This is a genomic window from Streptomyces sp. NPDC030809 (assembly GCF_055572195.1).
Genome location: NZ_JBVIDV010000017.1, coordinates 130,613 through 148,998, shown reverse-complemented (window position 1 = coordinate 148,998; position 18,386 = coordinate 130,613). Strand labels below are relative to the sequence as shown.

18 protein-coding genes and 1 riboswitch are annotated in these 18,386 nt (G+C 75.6%); of the genes, 6 read left to right on the top strand and 12 right to left on the bottom strand.

The features are described from left to right. Positions 1 to 26: 26 nt before the first annotated feature. Positions 27 to 111, bottom strand: a riboswitch (cobalamin riboswitch). Between the two features lie 163 nt (positions 112 to 274). The 3 genes from ACZ407_RS22865 to ACZ407_RS22855 all read left to right on the top strand — a co-directional run bounded on the left by ACZ407_RS22865 (position 275) and on the right by ACZ407_RS22855 (position 4,064). Further along, positions 275 to 1,831: a cobalamin biosynthesis protein CobG gene (locus tag ACZ407_RS22865; protein ID WP_468131025.1), complete on the top strand. Its 1,557-nt coding sequence runs from the start codon at positions 275 to 277 to the stop codon at positions 1,829 to 1,831. An 11-nt stretch (positions 1,832 to 1,842) separates the two neighbouring features. Further along, positions 1,843 to 2,475, top strand: coding sequence for a precorrin-8X methylmutase (locus ACZ407_RS22860; RefSeq protein ID WP_468131117.1), 633 nt, complete (start codon positions 1,843 to 1,845; stop codon positions 2,473 to 2,475). Positions 2,476 to 2,591: 116 nt separating this feature from the next. Next, positions 2,592 to 4,064, top strand: coding sequence for a precorrin-2 C(20)-methyltransferase (locus ACZ407_RS22855; RefSeq protein ID WP_468131115.1), 1,473 nt, complete (start codon positions 2,592 to 2,594; stop codon positions 4,062 to 4,064). A gap of 59 nt (positions 4,065 to 4,123) precedes the next feature. Here ACZ407_RS22855 and ACZ407_RS22850 read toward each other — a convergent pair whose 3' ends face one another. The 9 genes from ACZ407_RS22850 to ACZ407_RS22810 all read right to left on the bottom strand — a co-directional run bounded on the left by ACZ407_RS22850 (position 4,124) and on the right by ACZ407_RS22810 (position 11,809). After that, a complete protein-coding gene (locus tag ACZ407_RS22850; RefSeq protein WP_468131023.1) occupies positions 4,124 to 4,771 on the bottom strand; it encodes a YwqG family protein in 648 nt (215 codons plus the stop codon). Between the two features lie 87 nt (positions 4,772 to 4,858). After that, on the bottom strand, positions 4,859 to 5,629 hold the full coding sequence (locus tag ACZ407_RS22845; RefSeq protein WP_468131113.1) for a cobalt-precorrin-6A reductase: 771 nt from the start codon (positions 5,627 to 5,629) through the stop codon (positions 4,859 to 4,861). Between the two features lie 16 nt (positions 5,630 to 5,645). Next, entirely contained in the window at positions 5,646 to 6,395 is a 750-nt protein-coding gene (cobM, locus tag ACZ407_RS22840; protein WP_468131022.1) for a precorrin-4 C(11)-methyltransferase, read from the bottom strand. Further along, positions 6,392 to 7,738 carry a precorrin-6y C5,15-methyltransferase (decarboxylating) subunit CbiE gene (cbiE, locus tag ACZ407_RS22835; RefSeq protein WP_468131020.1) on the bottom strand — a complete coding sequence of 449 codons (1,347 nt, stop codon included), beginning with the start codon at positions 7,736 to 7,738 and terminating at the stop codon, positions 6,392 to 6,394. The genes cobM and cbiE overlap by 4 nt, the downstream gene beginning before the upstream one ends. Before the next feature lie 80 nt (positions 7,739 to 7,818). Further along, on the bottom strand, positions 7,819 to 8,253 hold the full coding sequence (locus ACZ407_RS22830) for a hypothetical protein (protein WP_468131018.1): 435 nt from the start codon (positions 8,251 to 8,253) through the stop codon (positions 7,819 to 7,821). Continuing rightward, complete coding sequence (locus tag ACZ407_RS22825; RefSeq protein WP_468131016.1) at positions 8,250 to 8,714, bottom strand: MarR family winged helix-turn-helix transcriptional regulator; 465 nt, start codon at positions 8,712 to 8,714, stop codon at positions 8,250 to 8,252. The genes ACZ407_RS22830 and ACZ407_RS22825 overlap by 4 nt, the downstream gene beginning before the upstream one ends. 51 nt (positions 8,715 to 8,765) lie before the next feature. Continuing rightward, entirely contained in the window at positions 8,766 to 10,076 is a 1,311-nt protein-coding gene (locus ACZ407_RS22820; protein ID WP_468131014.1) for a M20 metallopeptidase family protein, read from the bottom strand. A 121-nt stretch (positions 10,077 to 10,197) separates the two neighbouring features. Beyond that, positions 10,198 to 11,136, bottom strand: coding sequence for an AEC family transporter (locus ACZ407_RS22815; protein WP_468131012.1), 939 nt, complete (start codon positions 11,134 to 11,136; stop codon positions 10,198 to 10,200). A gap of 172 nt (positions 11,137 to 11,308) precedes the next feature. Beyond that, the gene (locus ACZ407_RS22810; protein WP_468131010.1) at positions 11,309 to 11,809 is read right to left on the bottom strand and encodes an NUDIX domain-containing protein; all 501 of its coding nucleotides are present in this window, start codon (positions 11,807 to 11,809) and stop codon (positions 11,309 to 11,311) included. Between the two features lie 234 nt (positions 11,810 to 12,043). On the opposite strand from ACZ407_RS22810, the gene ACZ407_RS22805 reads away from it, so the two are divergent. Continuing rightward, entirely contained in the window at positions 12,044 to 12,634 is a 591-nt protein-coding gene (locus ACZ407_RS22805) for a DinB family protein (protein WP_468131008.1), read from the top strand. 69 nt (positions 12,635 to 12,703) lie between these two features. Here the strand turns inward: ACZ407_RS22805 and ACZ407_RS22800 are convergent, their stop codons facing one another. Then, the gene (locus ACZ407_RS22800; protein ID WP_468131006.1) at positions 12,704 to 13,399 is read right to left on the bottom strand and encodes a GNAT family N-acetyltransferase; all 696 of its coding nucleotides are present in this window, start codon (positions 13,397 to 13,399) and stop codon (positions 12,704 to 12,706) included. Positions 13,400 to 13,678: 279 nt separating this feature from the next. Here ACZ407_RS22800 and nadE point away from each other — a divergent pair, with 279 nt between their 5' ends. Continuing rightward, positions 13,679 to 14,509 (top strand): ammonia-dependent NAD(+) synthetase, encoded by an 831-nt coding sequence (gene nadE, locus ACZ407_RS22795; protein WP_468131004.1) that lies wholly within the window; start codon positions 13,679 to 13,681, stop codon positions 14,507 to 14,509. A 124-nt stretch (positions 14,510 to 14,633) separates the two neighbouring features. On the opposite strand, the gene ACZ407_RS22790 is transcribed toward nadE, so the two are convergent. Together ACZ407_RS22790 and ACZ407_RS22785 are read right to left on the bottom strand one after the other, a co-directional pair. Further along, positions 14,634 to 15,092 (bottom strand): universal stress protein, encoded by a 459-nt coding sequence (locus ACZ407_RS22790; RefSeq protein WP_468131002.1) that lies wholly within the window; start codon positions 15,090 to 15,092, stop codon positions 14,634 to 14,636. Positions 15,093 to 15,104: 12 nt separating this feature from the next. Then, positions 15,105 to 16,601 (bottom strand): APC family permease, encoded by a 1,497-nt coding sequence (locus tag ACZ407_RS22785; RefSeq protein ID WP_468131000.1) that lies wholly within the window; start codon positions 16,599 to 16,601, stop codon positions 15,105 to 15,107. 201 nt (positions 16,602 to 16,802) lie between these two features. Here ACZ407_RS22785 and ACZ407_RS22780 point away from each other — a divergent pair, with 201 nt between their 5' ends. Then, positions 16,803 to 18,284, top strand: a complete 1,482-nt coding sequence (locus ACZ407_RS22780; RefSeq protein WP_468130998.1) for a DEAD/DEAH box helicase — start codon at positions 16,803 to 16,805, stop codon at positions 18,282 to 18,284. The last annotated feature ends 102 nt before the right edge of the window (positions 18,285 to 18,386 follow it).

Genomic DNA, 18,386 nt, shown 5'->3' with positions numbered 1-18,386 from the left:
CGCGCCCCGGGCAGTGAGGACGACGGGAGTTCCTGACTCACCCGGCTGCCGAAGGGGCAGCCACCGGGCTCACAGTGGCGGGACCGCGCCGGAGTCTCACCGGGCTTCCTCCCATGTCGCCGTCCTCGGCGGTGACGGGCCAGTCGGCCCGCCGAGGAGCCATCCTATGCGCCGGGCGCACTGTGCGGGAGAGGGGGTTCTCCCAGGTCCCGGGGTGCGGGAGGTGGTGACGGCCACAGGCCGGGGGCCCGGAATCGTGGGTATGCTCGCCGCCATGCCACCGCCCCCCTCCGCCGCATCCCGTGACGAACCCGTCATACGGGAGCGCGGCGACGCCTGCCCCGGTGCGCTGCGGCTGCACGCGGCGGACGACGGGTTCCTGGCCCGTGTCCGGATCCCCGCCGGGCTGCTCGGAGTCCGGCAGGCCGGGCTGCTCGCCGACGCCGCCGACCGCTTCGGCGACGGGCAGCTGGAACTGACCTCGCGCGGCAACCTGCAACTGCGGGGGCTCGCCGAGGGCTGCGGAGGCGGCCTCGCGGACCTGCTGGACGCGGCCGGGCTGCTGCCCGCGCCCTCCCACGAGCGGGTCCGCAACATCGTGGCGAGCCCGCTGTCGGCCCCCGGTGGCCCGGAGCGGCCCCATGTCCGGCCCTGGGCCCTGGAACTCGACCGGCTGCTGTGCGCGGACGCGCGGGTGACCGCCCTGTCCGGCCGCTTCCTCTTCGCCTTCGACGACGGCCGCGGGGACGTGGCCGCGCTCGGCCCCGACATCACCGTGCTCGGACGGCCCGGGGGGCGCGCCCTGGTGCGGCTCGGCGCCGCCGCCGACGCGGTCGAGGTGGCTGCGGCGGACGCGGCCCGCGCGGCCCTGACGGCCGCCGGGTACTTCCTGGACGCCGCCGGAGCAGCGGGCACCCGGGCCTGGCGGGTCCGCGAACTGCCGGAGGAACACGCCCTGGACGCGGGTGAGTTGGCGGTACGGCTGCATTCCGGGGGGATCCCCGCGGAGCGGGCCGGTGCGGTCGCCTGGCCGAGGTCCGGCCCGCCGCGGCCGGGAGGACGGCCGGAGGGTGCGGCGGCCGGCGCCGGTGTGCACGCGGGCGCCGATGCCGGTGTGCACGATGGTGCCGGTGCCGGTGCCGGTGCCGGTGCCGGTGCCGGTGCCGGTGCCGGTGCCGGTGCAGGCGCAGGCGCCCCCACCCCCGCCCGGGGCCCGTTGTGCGCGCTCGTACCGCTCGGCCGCCTGACCTCCGGGCAGTTGCGCCTGCTCGCCCGCACGGCCGCCGGCCGCAGCGGAGAGCTGCTGGTCACCCCCTGGCGCAGCGTGGTCCTGCCGGCGGCGCCGGGCGCACCGGCCGACGGCGCCGCGGCCCTGGACGCGCTCGCGCGCGGCGGGCTGGTGGTGGCCGACGGCAGTCCCTGGCAGGGCGTCACCTCCTGTACGGGGCGCCCGGGTTGCGCCAAGGCCCTGGCCGACGTCCGGGCCGATGCCGCGGCGGTCGCCGAGCGGGCCCGCGGTCCGCTGCCCGTCCACTGGTCCGGCTGCGAGCGGCGCTGCGGGCATCCGCAGGGCACCGCCTGGGTGGACCTGGTGGCCACCGGCGGGGGTTACCGACTCGCCGTGCACGGGCAGGAGTCGAGCGCCGGACCGGACCTCGCGTCGGCCCTCGCCGCCGCCCGCAACAGCACCCGGGACAGTGCCCGGGACGCCGACCGCACCCCGCAGCCGGCACGCACGGAAGACCACGCGCCTCCCGCACGTCCCGCCGCCCCCGCACCTTCCGCTTCCGCAAGTTCCGCAAGTTCCGAATCCGACGCAGTGCAGAGATGAGCGAGTACACAGTGTTCGAGTACGAGAAGGACGGCGCGGCGATCTACCGCCAGTCCTTTGCCACGATCCGCGCCGAGGCGGACCTCGCCGGGCTGCCCGCCTCGGTGGCCCAGGTCGCCGTGCGCATGATCCACGCCTGCGGAATGACGGACCTCACCCGCGACCTCGGCTACACCCCCGGCGTCGTCCTCGACGCGCGCGCCGCCCTGCACGCGGGCGCCCCGATCCTGTGCGACGTGCAGATGGTGGCCAGCGGGGTCACCCGCAAGCGGCTGCCCGCCGACAACGAGGTGCTGTGCACCCTCTCCGACCCCGAAGTACCCGCGCTCGCCGCGAAGATGGGGACCACGCGCAGCGCCGCCGCCCTCGAACTCTGGCGCGACCGCGGCCTCCTGGAGGGATCCGTGGTCGCCGTCGGCAACGCACCGACCGCCCTGTTCCGCCTGCTGGAGATGATCGAGGAGGGCGCCCCGCGCCCCGCGGCCGTCATCGGCGTCCCGGTCGGCTTCATAGGCGCCGCCGAGTCCAAGGACGCGCTGGCCGCCCACCCCTCCGGGCTGGAGCACCTGATCGTGCGCGGCCGCCGCGGCGGCAGCGCCATCGCCGCCGCCGCGATCAACGCGATTGCGAGCGAGGAAGAGTGAGCGTGCCCCAGACGAGCGTGCCCCAGACGAGCGTGCCCCGGACGAACGGCGGCGCCGCTGCCCCCACCGCCGGCCGCCTCTACGGCGTGGGCCTCGGCCCCGGCGACCCCTCGCTGATGACCCTGCGCGCCGTGGAGGTCATCGCCGAGGCCGACGTGATCGCCTACCACAGCGCCCGGCACGGGCGCTCCATCGCCCGCTCCATCGCCGAGAAGCACCTGCGCGCCGACCACATCGAAGAGCCGCTGGTCTACCCGGTGACCACCGAGACCACCGACCACCCCGGCGGCTACCAGGGCGCCATGGACGAGTTCTACGCCGAGTCGGCCGCCCGCCTCGCGGCCCACCTGGACGCCGGCCGCACGGTCGCCGTGCTCGCCGAGGGGGACCCGCTCTTCTACGGCTCGTACATGCACATGCACAAGCGGCTGGCCGACCGCTACGAGACCGAGGTGGTCCCCGGGGTCACCTCCGTCAGCGCGGCCGCCGCCCGCCTGCAGACCCCGCTGGTCGAGGGCGAGGAGGTCCTGACCATCCTGCCCGGCACCCTCCCCGAGGAGGAGCTGACCGCGCGCCTGGCCGCCACCGACTCCGCCGTCGTGATGAAGCTCGGCCGCACCTTCCCCGCCGTCCGGCGGGCGATGGAGCAGTCCGGCCGGCTCGACGAGGCCCGGTACGTGGAGCGCGCCACCATGGCGGGCGAGCGCACCGGCCGGCTCGCGGACACCGACCCCGGCACCGTCCCGTACTTCTCGGTCGCCGTCGTGCCCAGCCGCGTCGGCAACCCGGGACCCGCCCCGGCCGCCCACGGGAGCGCGCCCCGGGATCCCGCCACCGGGGGCGGCGAGGTCGTGGTCGTCGGCACCGGTCCGGCCGGACCGCTGTGGCTGACCCCGGAGACCCGCCGGGCCCTGGCCGACGCCGAGGTGCTCGTCGGCTACACCACCTACCTCGACCGGGTGCCCCGCCGCCCCGGCCAGATCCGGCACGGCTCCGACAACAAGGTGGAGTCAGAGCGCGCCGAGTTCGCCCTCGACCTCGCCCGCCGCGGCCGGCGGGTCGCCGTGGTCTCCGGCGGCGACCCGGGCGTGTTCGCGATGGCCACGGCCGTCCTGGAAGTGGCCGCGCAGGACCCGTACCGCGAGGTGCCGGTACGGGTGCTCCCCGGCGTGACGGCGGCGAACGCGGCGGCCGCCGCAGCCGGCGCCCCGCTCGGCCACGACTACGCGACCATCTCGCTCTCGGACCGCCTCAAGCCCTGGGAGGTCATCGCCGAGCGGCTGACCGCCGCGGCCCGCGCCGACCTGGTGCTGGCCCTCTACAACCCGGGCTCGCGCAGCCGCACCTGGCAGGTGGAGAAGGCCCGCGACCTCCTGATGGAACTGCGCTCCCCGCAGACCCCCGTGGTCGTCGCCCGCGACGTCGGCGGCCCGGAGCAGTCGGTGCGCATCCTCACCCTCGCCACCCTGGAACCGTCCGAGGTGGACATGCGCACGCTGCTGCTCATCGGCTCCTCGCAGACGCAGGTCACCGAGCGGGCCGACGGCACCCGCGTGGCCTGGACCCCCCGCCGCTACCCGGAGGCGTGAACGGCGGCGGCGCCGGCCGGCACCCGCGTGCCGTCCGGCGCCGCCCGCGCGCAGCGCCCTCAGCACTGCCAGAGGAAGGCCGCCCGCCCGCAGGGCCCGCAGGCGTGCAGGTAGGCCGAGCCGGAGCCGAAGTTCGGCGCGGTGAGGTGGTCCGGGCCCTCCTCCAGCTGCGCCACGAAGCCCATCGGCTCCCCACACCCGGCACAGTCGGGGGTCTCCTCGTACTGGAGCCAGCCCGGGACCCCGCCGAGCTGCCCGAGCACCTCGCGCCCGGGCCCTCCGGTCCGCGCCGACCAGGCCTCGCACGCCCGGTCGTAGCCGTCCTCGCCGCCGAAGCCCTCCATCACCACGGTCTCGGCGACGCGCACCGCGCCGAGCACCCGGGTGTCCTCGTCGGTCTCGCCGGCCGGCAGCTCGGGCAGCTCCATCGGCACCAGCCCGCCGGCCGGGAACACGAAGGCCCGGTTCCCTCCGGCCGACGCGTCCCACTCCTCGCACATCCCGGGGTCGTTGGCGCACATGAAGACGGAGAGCACCCCCTGCTCCCCGTCCCGCACGAGCTGCGCGATGAACTGCAGCGGCCCCTCACAGGTCGCGCAGACCGGCCACCCGGTCCCGGCCGGCGCCAACGGCACCCCGCCCACCCGGGTCGTGAAGGAGTCGTCGGCGGCGGAACCGGCGTGGATCAGCAGACAGGCAGCACTCATGGCCGAAAGCCTAGACACGCCCACTGACATCCCCGCGGCCCCGGCACCCCCGGCCCCGCGGCCCGCGGCGACCCGCGTCCCCGGCCGCTATCCGAGGGTGGCCGCCACCCAGGCCGAGGCCGCGGCCGGGGACTGCGCCACCTCCACCCCGGCCGGGACCGGGGGGCGGTCCACGACGAGGACCGGGACGCCCGCCTCGCGGGCGGCGGTCAGTTTGGGGGCGGTGGCCGAGCCGCCGCTGTCCTTGGTGACCAGGACGTCGATGCGGTGCGCGCGCAGCAGCTCGCGCTCCTCGTCCAAGGTGAACGGGCCCCGGGCGAGCAGGACTTCGGTGTGCGCCGGCATCGGCGGCTCCGGCGCGTCCACCGAACGCACCAGGAACCGCAGCCCGTCCAGCCCCGCGAAGGCCGCCAGCCCCATCCGGCCGGTGGTCAGGAAGACCCGGCGGCCCAGCCCCGGCAGCGCGGCCGCGGCCGCGGCCAGGTCGGGGACCCGGTGCCACACGTCGCCCGGTCCCGCCGTCCACGCCGGGCGCCGCAGCGCGAGCAGCGGCACCCCGGTGGCGGCCGCGGCGGCCGCCGCGTGGAAGCTCATCCGCTCGGCGAAGGGATGCGTGGCGTCGACCAGCGCCGCCACCCGGTGCGCGCGCACCCAGGCGGCCAGCCCGTCCGGCCCGCCGAACCCGCCGATCCGCACCCCGCCGGGCGGCAGTACCGGCCGGGCCACCCGCCCGGCCAGCGAGGTGGTCACCCGGTACGGGCCCCTGGCCAGCGCCTCCGCCAGCCGCCGGGCCTCCGTGGTGCCCCCCAGCACCAGGACGTGCGCCGGCCCGCCGGCCCCGGCCGCCTCGGCAGACATGCCGGCCCCCGCCGCCTCAGCAGACATGCCGGTCGCGCTCCGGCGAGTACAGGTGGCTGTCGCGGAACTGCTCGGCGCCCAGGGTCCGGCCCACGATGATCACCGCGGTGCGGACCAGGCCGTGCGCCTTCACCTGCCCGGCGATGTCCGCCAGGGTGCCGCGCAGCACGAGCTCGTCGGGCCGGCTGGCCATCGCGACCACCGCCGCGGGGCAGTCGGCCCCGTAGTGCGGCAGCAGCTCCTCGACCACGCGCTCGGCGTAACGGGTCGCCAGGTGCAGCACCAGCAGCGCCCCGCTGCGGCCCAGCGTGGCCAGGTCCTCGCCCGGGGGCATCGGGGTGGCCTGCTGCGCGATGCGGGTGAGGATCACCGTCTGGCCCACCGTCGGGACCGTGAGCTCCCGCTTGAGGGCGGCCGCCGCCGCCGCGAACGCCGGTACGCCCGGCACCACTTCGTAGGGCACCCCGGCCGCGTCCAGGCGGCGCATCTGCTCGGCCACCGCGCTGAACACCGACGGGTCGCCCGAGTGCAGCCGTGCCACGTCGAGCCCCGCCTCGTGCGCCTGCACCAACTCCCCGACGATCTCGTCCAGGTTGAGCTGCGACGTGTCCACCAGCCGGGCGTCCGGCGGGCATTCGGCCAGCAGCTCCTGCGGCACCAGGCTGCCGGCGTACAGGCAGACCCGGCAGGCGGCGAGGGTGCGGGCACCGCGCACCGTGATCAGGTCGGCGGCGCCGGGGCCCGCCCCGATGAAGTACACGGTCATGCTTGCTCTCCAGGGATGAGGGGCTCGGACGGGGAGGAGGGACGCGGGGAAGGGGAGGGCGGGGGCGGAACCGGGGGACGGCCGGCCGGCTCCGGACCCGCCCCGGGCTGCGCGGACTTGGTCACCGACCACTGGGTGATGGGCATCGCCTGGCGCCAGCCGGTGAAGCCGCCCACCGGCACCGCGTGCGAGACGGCCAGCTTGGCCAGTTCCCCGCCGTGCCGCCGGTACCAGGAGGCCAGCAGGGCCTCGGACTCCAGCGTGACCGTGTTCGCCACCAGCCGCCCGCCCGCGGGCAGCGCCTCCCAGCAGGCCTCCAGCAATCCCGGCGCGGTCAGTCCGCCGCCGATGAACACCGCGTCGGGCACCGGGAGTCCGTCGAGCGCGGCGGGCGCCGCCCCGCCCACGATCCGCAGCCCGGGCACGCCCAGCCGCTCCGCGTTGCGGCCGATCCGCTCGGCGCGCACGGGGTCCCGCTCCACGGTCACCGCCCGGCAGGAGGGGTGCGTACGCATCCACTCGATCGCGATCGAGCCGGAGCCGCCGCCCACGTCCCACAGCAGCTCCCCGGGGGCCGGGGCGAGCGCGCTGAGCGTCACCGCCCGGACGTGGTGCTTCGTCAGCTGCCCGTCGTGCTCGTACGCGGCGTCCGGCAGGCCCGGCACCGCTGCCAGCCGCAGCGCCCCCTCCGCCCGGCGGCACTCCACCGCGACCACGTTGAGCGGGTCGCCCGCCGGGTGCGCCCAGTCCGCGGCCGTTCCGGTACGGGAGTCCTCCCGCTCGGAGCCCAGTTGTTCGAGCACGGTCATCCGGCTGGGGCCGAAACCGCGGTCGCGCAGCAGCTCCGCCACCACCCGGGGGGTGGCGGCGTTCGCGCTCAGCACCAGAAGCCGGCGGCCGTGGTGCAGGGCGGCCGCGAGCCGGGACGCCGGGCGGCCGACCAGCGTGACCACCTCGGTGTCCTCGGCGGGCCAGCCCAGCCGGGCGCACGCGTACGACACCGACGAGGGGTGCGGCAGCACCCGCAGCCGCCCGGGCCCCAGCTCCTCGCTGAGCGCCCGTCCGATCCCGTAGAACATCGGGTCCCCGCTGGCCAGTACGGCGATCCGGCGGCCGGCGTGCTCGGCGAGCAGCCGCGGCACGGCCGGACGCAGCGGCGAGGGCCAGCCGACCCGCTCGCCGGGGCAGTCCCCGGCGGGCAGCAGGTCGAGCTGGCGGGGCCCGCCGATCAGCACCTCGGCCTCGCCGAGTGCCTGCCGGGCGGTGGGGGACAGGCCCGCCCATCCGTCTGCGCCGATCCCGACGACGAAGGCCGGGGAGGGCGGGGGGACCTTGGAGCTCACTGCCGGGTACCTCGGGATCGGGAGGGGGGATGGATCCGCACTCTACTGGCCCCCTCCGCGGCCCCTCGCGGTGGCCCGTACTAGACGGCGGGCAGCGGTTCCAGGTCCGGCCGGACCCAGCCGGTGCGGGCCGCCTCGCCGGCCAGGGTGTCCGCACGGTAGTGGCGGGCCAGCAGGGCCCGGTCCAGGAGGTCCGGGTGGCGTTCGGCGAACTCCGCGGAGTCCGCGAGGCCCGCGTAGTCGGAGAACCCGGCCTCCCGGTCCAGCAGGACGCGGTGGGCCACCAGCTGCACCCAGGCCCGCGTCATCGTGACGTGGTACTTGCCCGGCGCCCCGGCCGCGGCGGCCGTACGCCGGATGCCCTCGCCCACGAAGTCCACCGCGGCGGGCATGCCCACCCGGCGCACGGCGAGCCAGGTCAGCCGGACGTGCTCGCGGTGGCCGAAGCGCCCGGCCTCCGCGGTGACCGCGTCCAGCAGCTCCTCGAAGGCGCCCGCCTCCGTCGTCCCGCTCATCCGCGCACCTCCGCGAGGGCCTGGAGGGCCGTCCGGAAACCGGCGACCGTCTCGGCGGGGAGCGTGCCGAGCGCCCGCTCCTCGATCCCGGCGACGGCCCGGCGCACGGCACCCGCCGCGTCCCGTCCCGGGCCGGTCAGCTCGACGACCACCACCCGGCGGTCGCCGGGCCGGGCGCCGCGGGCGATGTGCCCGCGCTTCTCCAGCCGGTCGAGCACGCTCGTCAGGGTGGTCGGCCGGGTCCCCGCGGCGGTGCCGAGCTCCGAGACCGTACGGGGCCGCCCGTCGGCCAGGATCGCGAGTGCGTTGGTCTCCGAGGCGGTCAGCCCCAGGTCCGACAGCTCGGCGGCGAGCAGCCGGAGGGTCACGTGGGTGGCGCGCTGGAGCGCGAGCAGCGGCGAGGCGGCGGGGTCCGGGTCCGGAGCCGCTGCCGAAGGCGGGGGAGCGGGAAGAGGAGTCACGAGATCGGAATATACGAGATCGTAGTATCGGCTGTCACCCCCCGCCCGCCCTCAGGGCTCCAGCCGCCCGCCCAAGTGGTCCCACGCCACGTGGGCGTGCAGCCGCACCCCCGTCTCCAGCGTGTCGTCGTCCGCGTAGAACTGCGGGTTGTGGTTCGGGGCCAGCCCCCGTCCGCCCGGCACCGGAACCGGCGCGCCCGCCGCATCCAGCTCCGTGTCCTGCACGCCCAGCACCACGTACAGCCCCCCGAACTCCGCCAGGAAGACCGAGACGTCGTCGTACCCGAGCGTCGGCACCGTCTCCACCACCCGGTCCGCCCCGGCCACCCGCCGCAGCGTGGGCAGCGCGGCCCCCACCCACTCCGGGCTGTTGTGCACCGGCGGCACCGGCTGGAGGAAGCTCACCACCGCGGTGCAGCCGTACGACTCGGCCTGGTGCTCGGCCAGCCGCCGCAGCGCGTTCTGCAGCGTGGCCATGTCCTCCTCCGCCTCGCAGCGGATGGTGCCCCAGAGGGTGACGGACTCGCCGATGATGTTGAACCGGCCCACGTCCTCCACGTGCCCGATGGACACCGTCACCGGCCGGTACGCCGGGACCTGCCGGTAGAGCTGGCCCACGCCCACCGCGATCCCCCCGGCCGCGGGCATCGGGTCCACCCCCTGCCACGGACTGGACCCGTGCACCTGGCGCCCCGTGACCACGATCTTCGCCAGGCAGGAGGCCGCGTACTGGTTGCCCGTCCGGTACGCCACCACCCCCTTCGGATAGGGCGCCACGTGCATCCCGAACACCATCGTCGGCCGCGGCTGGTCCAGCGCCCCCGACTCCAGCATCACCCGCGCCCCGCCCGGCTCGTCCACCGGCGGCCCCTCCTCGGCCGGCTGGAACACGAACACCACCGTCCCCGGCAGCCGTTCGCGTACGCCGGCCAGCACCGTGGCCGCGCCCAGCAGCATCGCCGTGTGGCAGTCGTGCCCGCAGGCGTGCGAGACGGGGAACGGGCCACCGGGGTACGCGGAGTCCACCACCTGCGAGGCGAAGGGGGTCCCGCAGCGGTCCGGCACCGGCAGCGCGTCGATGTCCGCCCGCAGGGCCACCACCCGCGGCCGCAGCCGCCCCGCGACGTCGCCCCCGCCGTGCAGGACGCCGACCACCCCGTGCCCGGCCACCCCCGTGCGGACCTCGTCCAGGCCCAGGCCGGTCAGCACCTCGGCGATCAGCGCCGCGGTGCCCTCCTCGCGGTTCGGCAGCTCCGGACGGGCGTGCAGATGGCGCCGCCACTGCACGACCCGGCCGGCGACCTCCGCCGCGCGCCGGTCCAGTTCCCCGTACGGCTCGTCCAAGGGGTCCGCATCCGTCATGGGCCCCATCCTGCCGCCGGACCGGGGTCCGCGCGTGCCGAACGCCCGTCGTCCGTCAGGTCGCCGCCGCCCTCCCGGCGGACCGGCGGACCTGCCGACCGGCGGACCGGTCCGCCCCCGCTCAGGCGGCGAGCAGCCAGGTGATCACGGACAGGGACACCATCGAGCCGACGGTGGACATGAGCACGGCGTCCCGGGCCAGCCCCTCGTCGAGCCGGTACTCGGAGGCGAAGAGGAAGGCGTTCTGCGCGGTGGGCAGCCCGGCCACCAGCACCACCGACAGCAGGGCGTGCCCGTCGAGCCCGAAGACCCAGTGCCCGACCGCGTACGCCAGCGCCGGCTGTGCGGCCAGCTTGAGCGCCACCAGCACCCGCCGCTCCGCCCGCCCCTCGGCATCCGGCCGGGTGCGGGCGTTCAGGGACATGCCGAGCGCGAACAGGGCGGCGGGCACGGCCGCCCCGCTCAGCATCCGGAGCGGATCGGTGAGGGCCGCGGGCAGCGGCAGGCCCAGCGCGGCCACCGCCAGCCCGGCCGCCGAGGCCGCCACGATCGGGTTGCGCAGCGGCAGCGAGAGCAGCCGCCGGATCCGGTCCCGCGCCCCGCGGCGCACGTCCAGGTCGATCAGCACCAGGATCAGCGGGGTGACCAGCAGGGTCTGGAAGAGGGCCACCGCCACCACGAACGAGGTGTCCTTGAGCACGTGGATGGCCACCGGGATGCCGAGGTTCGCCGAGTTCACGTGCGCCGCCGCCATGGAGGCGATGGCCCGGTCTCCCTGGCTGCGCCGGAACACCCGCAGGCCCAGCAGCTGGGCCGCCCCGAACACGGCCGCCAGGCTCAGCGCGAAGACGAGGACACCGGGACGCACCAGATCCGCCGGCCGCGACCGCGAGAGCGTGAGGAACAGCAGCGCGGGCATCGCGAAGCTGAAGGCGAACCGGCCGAGCACCGACTGCGCGTGCGGGCCGAGCACCTCGTACCGGCCGGCCGCCCACCCCGCTCCGGTGATCGCCCAGATGGGAAGGAAGGCCAGGAATCCTGCGAGTACCCCGCTCGTCACGGTCGCCAGCATGCCGGACCGGACGTTCGGTCGAACGGGCGGGGTCTGCCCCGGCCGGCCCCTCCGCACCTCCGTGCCGCCCCCGCCCCCAACCGGAATCCGGCCGGAGGGCCCGGGACGGGGGGCGGGCGGAGGGCCCGGGACGGGGGGCGGGCGGCCGGGGGCGGGCCGGTCAGCCGAAGGAGCCGGTCTCCATGTACGCGACCGTGCCGGTGCGCCGGGCCCGGTCGATCCTGGCCAGCCGGTCGAAGTGCTCGGGGTCCATCTCCCGCTCCCACTCCGCCATCGTCGCCACCCGGAACGCGCTGTGCTCGTCCGGGTCCAAGGTGATGCCCGCGATCTGCGCGTCCGTGAGGATCCCGCCGTCGAAGATCACCCCCATGTGGTTGGAGGGCCACTCCTCCCCGCGCGGGGCGAGGAAGTGGAACCCGAGCAGGCGCGGCTCCCCGCGGAAGTCGATGCCGGTCTCCTCCCGGCACTCGCGGACGGCGGTCTGCCAGGGGGTCTCGCCCGGGTCCATGTTCCCGCCCGGCCACTGCCAGGGCTCCGTCCGGTACGCGGCCCGCAGCTGGAGCGGCCGACCCTCCCGGTCGGTGAAGTAGAGGCAGGCGTACGCGGTGTTCTGCGGCAGGGTGGCGATGTACTCGCGGGGCGGCAGCCAGGTGGCGGTCATGTCATCGGCTCGCTTTCTGCGCGTCGGCGGGCAGGTGCACGGGCGGCCGCGCCGGGTCCGGCCGGCCGCCCGGGCCCCACCCTGTCAGCCGGGAGCGGCCGGACGGGGGACCCCGGCGGCGCGTCGGCCCGCTCCCGCGGACGCGCGGGGTCCGGACCGGACGCCGGCGGTTCCGGAGCCGAACGCGGCGGCGGCCCGGGGCGGTTGTCGGTGCCGCGTGCCACCATGCGCCTCATGAGCGACACCGAGGCGAAGGCCGATCTCCTGACCTACCTGAAGACCGCGCGCGAGGCCCTGCTGTGGAAGCTGGAGGGGCTGTCGGAGTACGACGTGCGCCGTCCGCTGACCCCCACCGGCACCAATCTGCTCGGGCTGGTCAAGCATGCCGCCGGGGTGGAAGCCGGGTACTTCGGCGACACGTTCGGGAGGCCCTTCGGCACGCCGCTCCCCTGGTTCGACGAGGACGCCGAGCCGAACGCCGACATGTGGGCCACCCCGGAGGAGTCGCGCGAGGAGATCCTCGGGCTCTGCCGGGAGGTCTGGCGGCACGCCGACGCCACCATCGCGGAACTGCCCCTGGACGCCCGCGGCCGGGTGCCGTGGTGGCCCCCGGAGAAGTGCGAGGTCACCCTGCACCGGATCCTGGTGCACGTGATCGCCGACCTCCAGCGGCACGCCGGCCACGCCGACATCGTCCGGGAGCTGATCGACGGCGCCGTCGGCCTGCGCGCCGACAACGGCAACATGGTCCCGGGCGACGCCTCCTGGTGGGAGGAGTACCGGGACCGGCTGGAGCGCGCGGCGCGCCGAGCCGCCGCGAGTTGACCGGCACGTGCCCCGGCCCGGACCGCAGGGAGCGGTCCGGGCCGGGGCACGGCAGCGTGTGCGGAGCCGCTAGGCGAGGATCATCCGCTTCAGGTTCACGGCCGGGACGGGCGGCACCGCCGAGGGGGCGGTCCGGAGTTGCAGGATGGCCCGGACCGCGGGCCACTCCTCGTCCAGGATCGAATAGAAGGCGGTGCTGCGGACGGCCCCGTCCAGCCCGCGGGAATGGGCCCGGCGGACCCCCTCGCACGTGGCTCCCAGCCGCTCGATCGCCGCGCGCGAGCGGATGTTCCGCGCGTCCGCCCGCAGCGAGATCCGGCGCACCCCCCAGGTCTCGAAGGCATGCGTCAGCATGAGCAGCTTGGCCTCGGCGTTGATCCCGGTGCCCTGGGCCCGCGGGGCCAGCCAGGTATTGCCGATCTCCGCGGCGTCGGGCACGGCCGTGACGGGATCCCCGTACGGCACCCCCGGCACCGCCGGCCACACCAGCGGACCCTGCCAGTAGTCGAGTTCCAGGAACCGGGTCGAGCCGACGACCCGGCCGTCCGTGGTGCTCACCACGGCGAAGGGCAGGGACCGCCCGGCCGCCTGATCGGCGAGCGCGCGGTCGATGTACTCGTGAGCCGCCTCCGGGCCGTGGGGCACCGGAGTGTAGGCATAGGTCGTTCGATCCTCGGCGCCGGCTTCGGCGAGTGCCTCTGCGTGATGCGCTGCGAGGGGCTCCAGCCGCGTGAAGCGGCCGGTGAGGACAACGGGTACGGGCACGGAGCCTTCGGTCCTTCGAGGAGTTGGAATGCCGGTCGCCGGATCGCGGCTTTGGCTGGTGGGACAGTGTGCGCCAGCGCTCTGCCCGAGTGGGAAAAGAGAAAGTAAAGGGCGGCGGTCAACCAGGTGAATCCGGTCGATCGTCCACGTGTGCGAAACCAGTGCCGGGCCGGTCCCGGGAGGGGGCCGCGGAACCGGCCTCCGCCGCAGGCCCCGCCGGGGGCTCCCGTAAAGTCGACGGGCACGCTTCGTACCGCCACCGCACCCCGAGGAGCAGCCGTGACCGACCCGGCGTCCACCGCCCTGCAGCAGGAGATCGCCCGGGATCTCCAGGTGTCCGAGACCTTCGACGCGGACGCGGAGATCGAGCGCCGGGTGGCCTTCCTCACCGAGCGGCTGACCTCGTCCGGCCTGCGCTCCCTCGTGCTGGGCATCAGCGGCGGGGTGGACTCCACCACCACCGGCCGGCTCTGCCAGCTCGCCGTGGAGCGGGCACGCGCCGCCGGCCACGAGGCCGTCTTCTACGCGATGCGGCTGCCGTACGGGGTCCAGGCCGACGAGAAGGACGCCCAGCTCGCCCTCGGCTTCATCCGGGCCGACCAGGTCCTGACCGTGGACGTGAAGCCCGCCAGCGACGCCGCGCTCGACGCCGCCCGCGCCGCCGGGGTGGCCTTCCGCGACGCCCACCACGAGGACTTCGTCCACGGCAACATCAAGGCCCGCCAGCGCATGATCGCCCAGTACGCGGTGGCCGGCGCCCACGACGGCCTGGTGGTGGGCACCGACCACGCCGCCGAGGCGGTCTCCGGCTTCTTCACCAAGTTCGGGGACGGCGCGGCCGACCTCGTGCCGCTGACCGGGCTGACCAAGCGCCGGGTGCGCGCCCTCGCGGAGCGCCTCGGCGCCCCCGTGGAGCTCGTGTGGAAGACGCCCACGGCCGACCTGGAGACCCTCGACCCGGGCAAGCCCGACGAGGACGCGCTCGGCGTGACGTACGACGACATCGACGACTTCCTGGAGGGCAAGCCGGTCGCGGAGGCGGCGTACGCCTCCATCGTGCGCCGCTACCGCCTGACCGAGCACAAGCGGCAGCTGCCGGTCGCCCCGTAGCACGGCGGCACCGGGCCGGCCCTCCGCGGCGGAGGGCCGGCTCACCACCGGCGGCCCCGGTGCCCGGGAACACCACCGGCCCGCACCGCAGCCCGCTCACCACGACCCGTTCCCCGCAGCCCGCTCACCACGGCCCGTCCGCCGCGGCCCGGTCCGCCTCCGGCGCCCGCTCCTCCGTCGGCACGCACAGCACCGGCAGCGGGGACAGGTGCAGCAGCTTGTGCGGGGTCGAGCCGAGCAGCGCCCCGCGGATCGGGCTCTCGCCCCAGCTGCCGACCACGATCACCCGCCCGCCGTGCCGCTCCGCCGCCTCCAGCAGCGCCTGCGCCGGCTTGGCGTCGACGATCTCCACCGCGGTCGGCACCCCCGCCTCGTCCGCGGCCTCCACCGCGTGCGCGAGCGCACTGCGCCCCGCCTCCCGTACGGCCTCCCGGTGCGCGCGGTACTCCTCGCCCAGCGCCCCCGGGGCGGCCGCCCCGTACACGAGCACCAGCGGCTCGCCGAACGCGGCCGCCACCTCGATCGCCACCCGCAGGGCGCGCTCCGCGCCGGGCGATTCGTCGTACCCCAGGACCACAGCCATCCTCGTGTCCTCTCACGCCTTGCGCCGGTGGACGAGGGCCGGGTCGGCGACCCCCCGCCGCTCCTGCCAGAACACTCCCGAGCGCACCCGCCAGAACAGCATGACCAGCACCCCGGTCAGTGCGATCCCGATCCCGATCACCAGCGGCGGGCCCAGGCCGAACCACGAGACCCCGCTGTACGAGTTCTCCGGATCGGCCATGTCCGTCACCGACTCGAACAGCAGCCAGCCGAGCAGCAGTGCGCCGACCACCGGCCCGATCCCGATGAACACCAGGTTGTGCAGGCTTTCGGTGAGGTGCCGGCGGTAGTAGATCGCGCAGGCCAGGCCGGTGAGCGCGTAGTAGAACGCGATCAGCAGCGACAGGGCGGTGAGGGAGTCGAAGAGCGCGTTCTCGCTGATCTGGTTGACGACCAGGTACCAGGCGATGGCGATGCCGGCGACCCACCAGGTGCTCACGTCCGGAGTGCGGAACCGCGGGTGGATGTGCGCCAGCCGCTGCGGCAGCGCATGCCGCCGGGCCATGGACAGGGCGGTGCGGGAGGCCGGGATGATCGTGGTCTGCGTGGACGCGAGCGCCGAGGTGCACACCGCGAGCAGCACCATCCAGTCCCAGCCGCCCATCACCTCGTGCGCGAGCACCGCGAACACGGCCTCCTCCTCGCCCGCGTTCTCGGCGAGGAAGGCCGGGCCCGCATAGCCGACCACCGCGAAGCCCACCGCGAGGTAGGTCACCAGGAGCACCACGGTCGACCAGATGCCCGCCCGGCCGGGGGCGGTCGCGGAGTCCTTGACCTCCTCGGTCAGGTTCACGGCCGACTCCCAGCCCCAGTAGATGAACACGCCCAGCAGCAGCCCCCCGGTGAGCGCGGCCCCGCCCGCCCCGAACGGGTTCAGCCAGCGGAACTCCGGCAGTACGGCGTCCAGCGTGCTCGTGCCCGCGTACACCCGGTGGATCGCCACGACGGCGAAGACCAGCAGGAAGAAGACCTGCGCGAGGATCAGCACGTCCTGGAGGTGCGCCGACAGCTCGGTGCCGATCACGCAGACCGCGGTCATCGCGATGATCACGACCACGGTCAGCGACTGCCGCACCGGCTCGCTGTTGGCGGCCCCGTCGAGCCCCGCCGCCAGCAGGCCGAAGCGCACGGCCACGTCCGCCAGCGAGCCGATCACCAGGACCCCGGTCATGGTGATCGCCCAGCCGCCGAGCCAGCCCGCCCACGGGCCCATCGCCCGGGTCACCCAGGAGAACGTGGTCCCGCAGTCCTGGTCCACCTTGTTCAGGTAGTAGAAGGCCGCGGCGATCAGCAGCATCGGCACGAACGAGGCCAGCATGACCCCGGGGGCGTAGATCCCGACCAGGGCCACGATCGGACCGATCGCGGCGGCCAGCGAATAGGCGGGCGAGGTGGAGTTCAGCCCGATCACAAGGGCGTCGAGGAAGCCGATCGCATCGGCCTTCAGCCCCTCGTCCGGGTGCGCGTCGCCGACGGTGTCCTGGCCCATGTACGCATGCTCGGCCAGCGGCGGTCCGCGCGCACGGCGGGCTGCTGCACCCGGGGGCCCGGGCCCGGTCCGCTCCGCGGCTCCGGGGCGGACCGGTCGGCTAAAATGAGGGTTTCACGGCCGCACGGGAACCCGCTCGCTGCGCGCGACACCGCGAACACCGCGACGGCACTCACACCGCGACTCCGAGGATGGTTCTCCGTGGACGGCTCCGCCCGCACGCACTCCGGCACGCCCGAGACCGGGACGACCGAGACCGGGAAGGCCGCCGCCGACGTGGCCGGGGCCGCAGCGCCCGGGACCGGGACGCCCGGCACGGCTGCGCCCGAGTCCGGGACGGCCGCCGGGAGGGCCGCGGCCGGGACCCCCGCGCTGCCGCCCGTCGCCGCGTTCGCCGACCTCGGCCTGCCGGACCCGCTGGCCCGCCGGCTCGCGGAGCTCGGGGTGACCGAGCCCTTCCCGATCCAGGCGGCCGCCCTGCCGAACGCCCTGGCGGGCCGTGACGTGCTCGGCCGGGCCCGGACCGGCTCCGGCAAGACCCTCGCCTTCGGCCTGCCGCTGCTGGCCCGTACCGCCGGGCAGCGCGCCGAGGCCAAGCGGCCCCTCGCGCTGGTCCTCGTGCCGACCCGCGAGCTGGCGCAGCAGGTGACCGCGGCGCTCACCCCGTACGCCGAAGCCCTGCGGCTGCGGATGGCCACCGCCGTCGGCGGGCTGGCGATCCAGCGGCAGGTCGTCGCACTGCGCGAGGGCGCCGAGGTGCTCGTCGCCACCCCCGGCCGGCTGCGGGACCTGGTCGAGCGCAAGGACTGCAAGCTGGACCGGGTCGCGGTCACCGTGCTCGACGAGGCCGACCAGATGTGCGACCTCGGCTTCCTGCCGCAGGTCACCGAAGTGCTGGAGCTCGTACGCCCCGAGGGCCAGCGGATGCTGTTCTCGGCCACCCTGGACCGGGACGTGGACACGCTGGTCCGCCGGTTCCTCAAGGACCCGGCCACCCTGTCGGTGGACCCCGCGGCGGGCGCGGCCCACACGGCCATGGAGCACCACGTGCTGCACGTGCACGGCGCGGACAAGTTCGCCGCCGCCACCGAGATCGCCGCCCGCGACGGCCGGGTGATCATGTTCCTGGACACCAAGCACTCCGTCGACCGCTTCACCCGGCACCTGCGCGACAGCGGGGTGCGGGCCGCGGCGCTGCACGGCGGGAAGTCCCAGCCGCAGCGCAGCCACACCCTCGACCAGTTCCGCAAGGGCGAGATCACCACCCTGGTGGCCACCAACGTCGCCGCCCGCGGCCTGCACATCGACGACCTCGACCTCGTGGTCAACGTGGACCCGCCCGCCGACCACAAGGACTACCTGCACCGCGCCGGGCGCACCGCCCGGGCCGGCGGCTCCGGCCGCGTGGTCACCCTCGTCACCTCCGACCAGCGCAAGGACGTGGCCCGGCTGATGCAGGAGGCGGGCATCCGCCCGCAGACCACCCAGGTCCGCTCCGGCGAGGCCGAGCTGACCCGCATCACCGGGGCCCGGGCCGTGGCCGGCGCCGCCGCCCGCAAGAACGAGCCGCAGCTCGCCTTCAAGGGCCTGGGCAACCGCCCTGCAAAGGAGTCCCGCAAGTCGGCGGAGGCCCGCAAGCTCGCCGAGGCCCGCCGTGCCGCGAAGGTCCGCCGGGGCCGCTGAGCGGCGGCCGGCCGCGAAAGGTCCGGATACCGGCCCTGACGTGCAGGAACGTCACTTCGATCGCTCTCGGTAACGATTTGGTTGCCAAGGGTGAAGCAAGGG

Bases quoted from the DNA above. Each gene is read 5' to 3' on its own strand.
- ACZ407_RS22865 (WP_468131025.1), top strand. From the start codon at position 275: ATGCCACCGCCCCCCTCCGCCGCATCCCGTGACGAACCCGTCATACGG.
- ACZ407_RS22855 (WP_468131115.1), top strand. From the start codon at position 2,592: ATGACCCTGCGCGCCGTGGAGGTCATCGCCGAGGCCGACGTGATCGCC.
- ACZ407_RS22850 (WP_468131023.1), bottom strand. From the start codon at position 4,771: ATGAGTGCTGCCTGTCTGCTGATCCACGCCGGTTCCGCCGCCGACGAC.
- ACZ407_RS22845 (WP_468131113.1), bottom strand. From the start codon at position 5,629: ATGTCTGCCGAGGCGGCCGGGGCCGGCGGGCCGGCGCACGTCCTGGTG.
- cobM (WP_468131022.1), bottom strand. From the start codon at position 6,395: ATGACCGTGTACTTCATCGGGGCGGGCCCCGGCGCCGCCGACCTGATC.
- ACZ407_RS22830 (WP_468131018.1), bottom strand. From the start codon at position 8,253: ATGAGCGGGACGACGGAGGCGGGCGCCTTCGAGGAGCTGCTGGACGCG.
- ACZ407_RS22820 (WP_468131014.1), bottom strand. From the start codon at position 10,076: ATGACGGATGCGGACCCCTTGGACGAGCCGTACGGGGAACTGGACCGG.
- ACZ407_RS22810 (WP_468131010.1), bottom strand. From the start codon at position 11,809: ATGACCGCCACCTGGCTGCCGCCCCGCGAGTACATCGCCACCCTGCCG.
- ACZ407_RS22805 (WP_468131008.1), top strand. From the start codon at position 12,044: ATGAGCGACACCGAGGCGAAGGCCGATCTCCTGACCTACCTGAAGACC.
- ACZ407_RS22790 (WP_468131002.1), bottom strand. From the start codon at position 15,092: ATGGCTGTGGTCCTGGGGTACGACGAATCGCCCGGCGCGGAGCGCGCC.
- ACZ407_RS22785 (WP_468131000.1), bottom strand. From the start codon at position 16,601: ATGGGCCAGGACACCGTCGGCGACGCGCACCCGGACGAGGGGCTGAAG.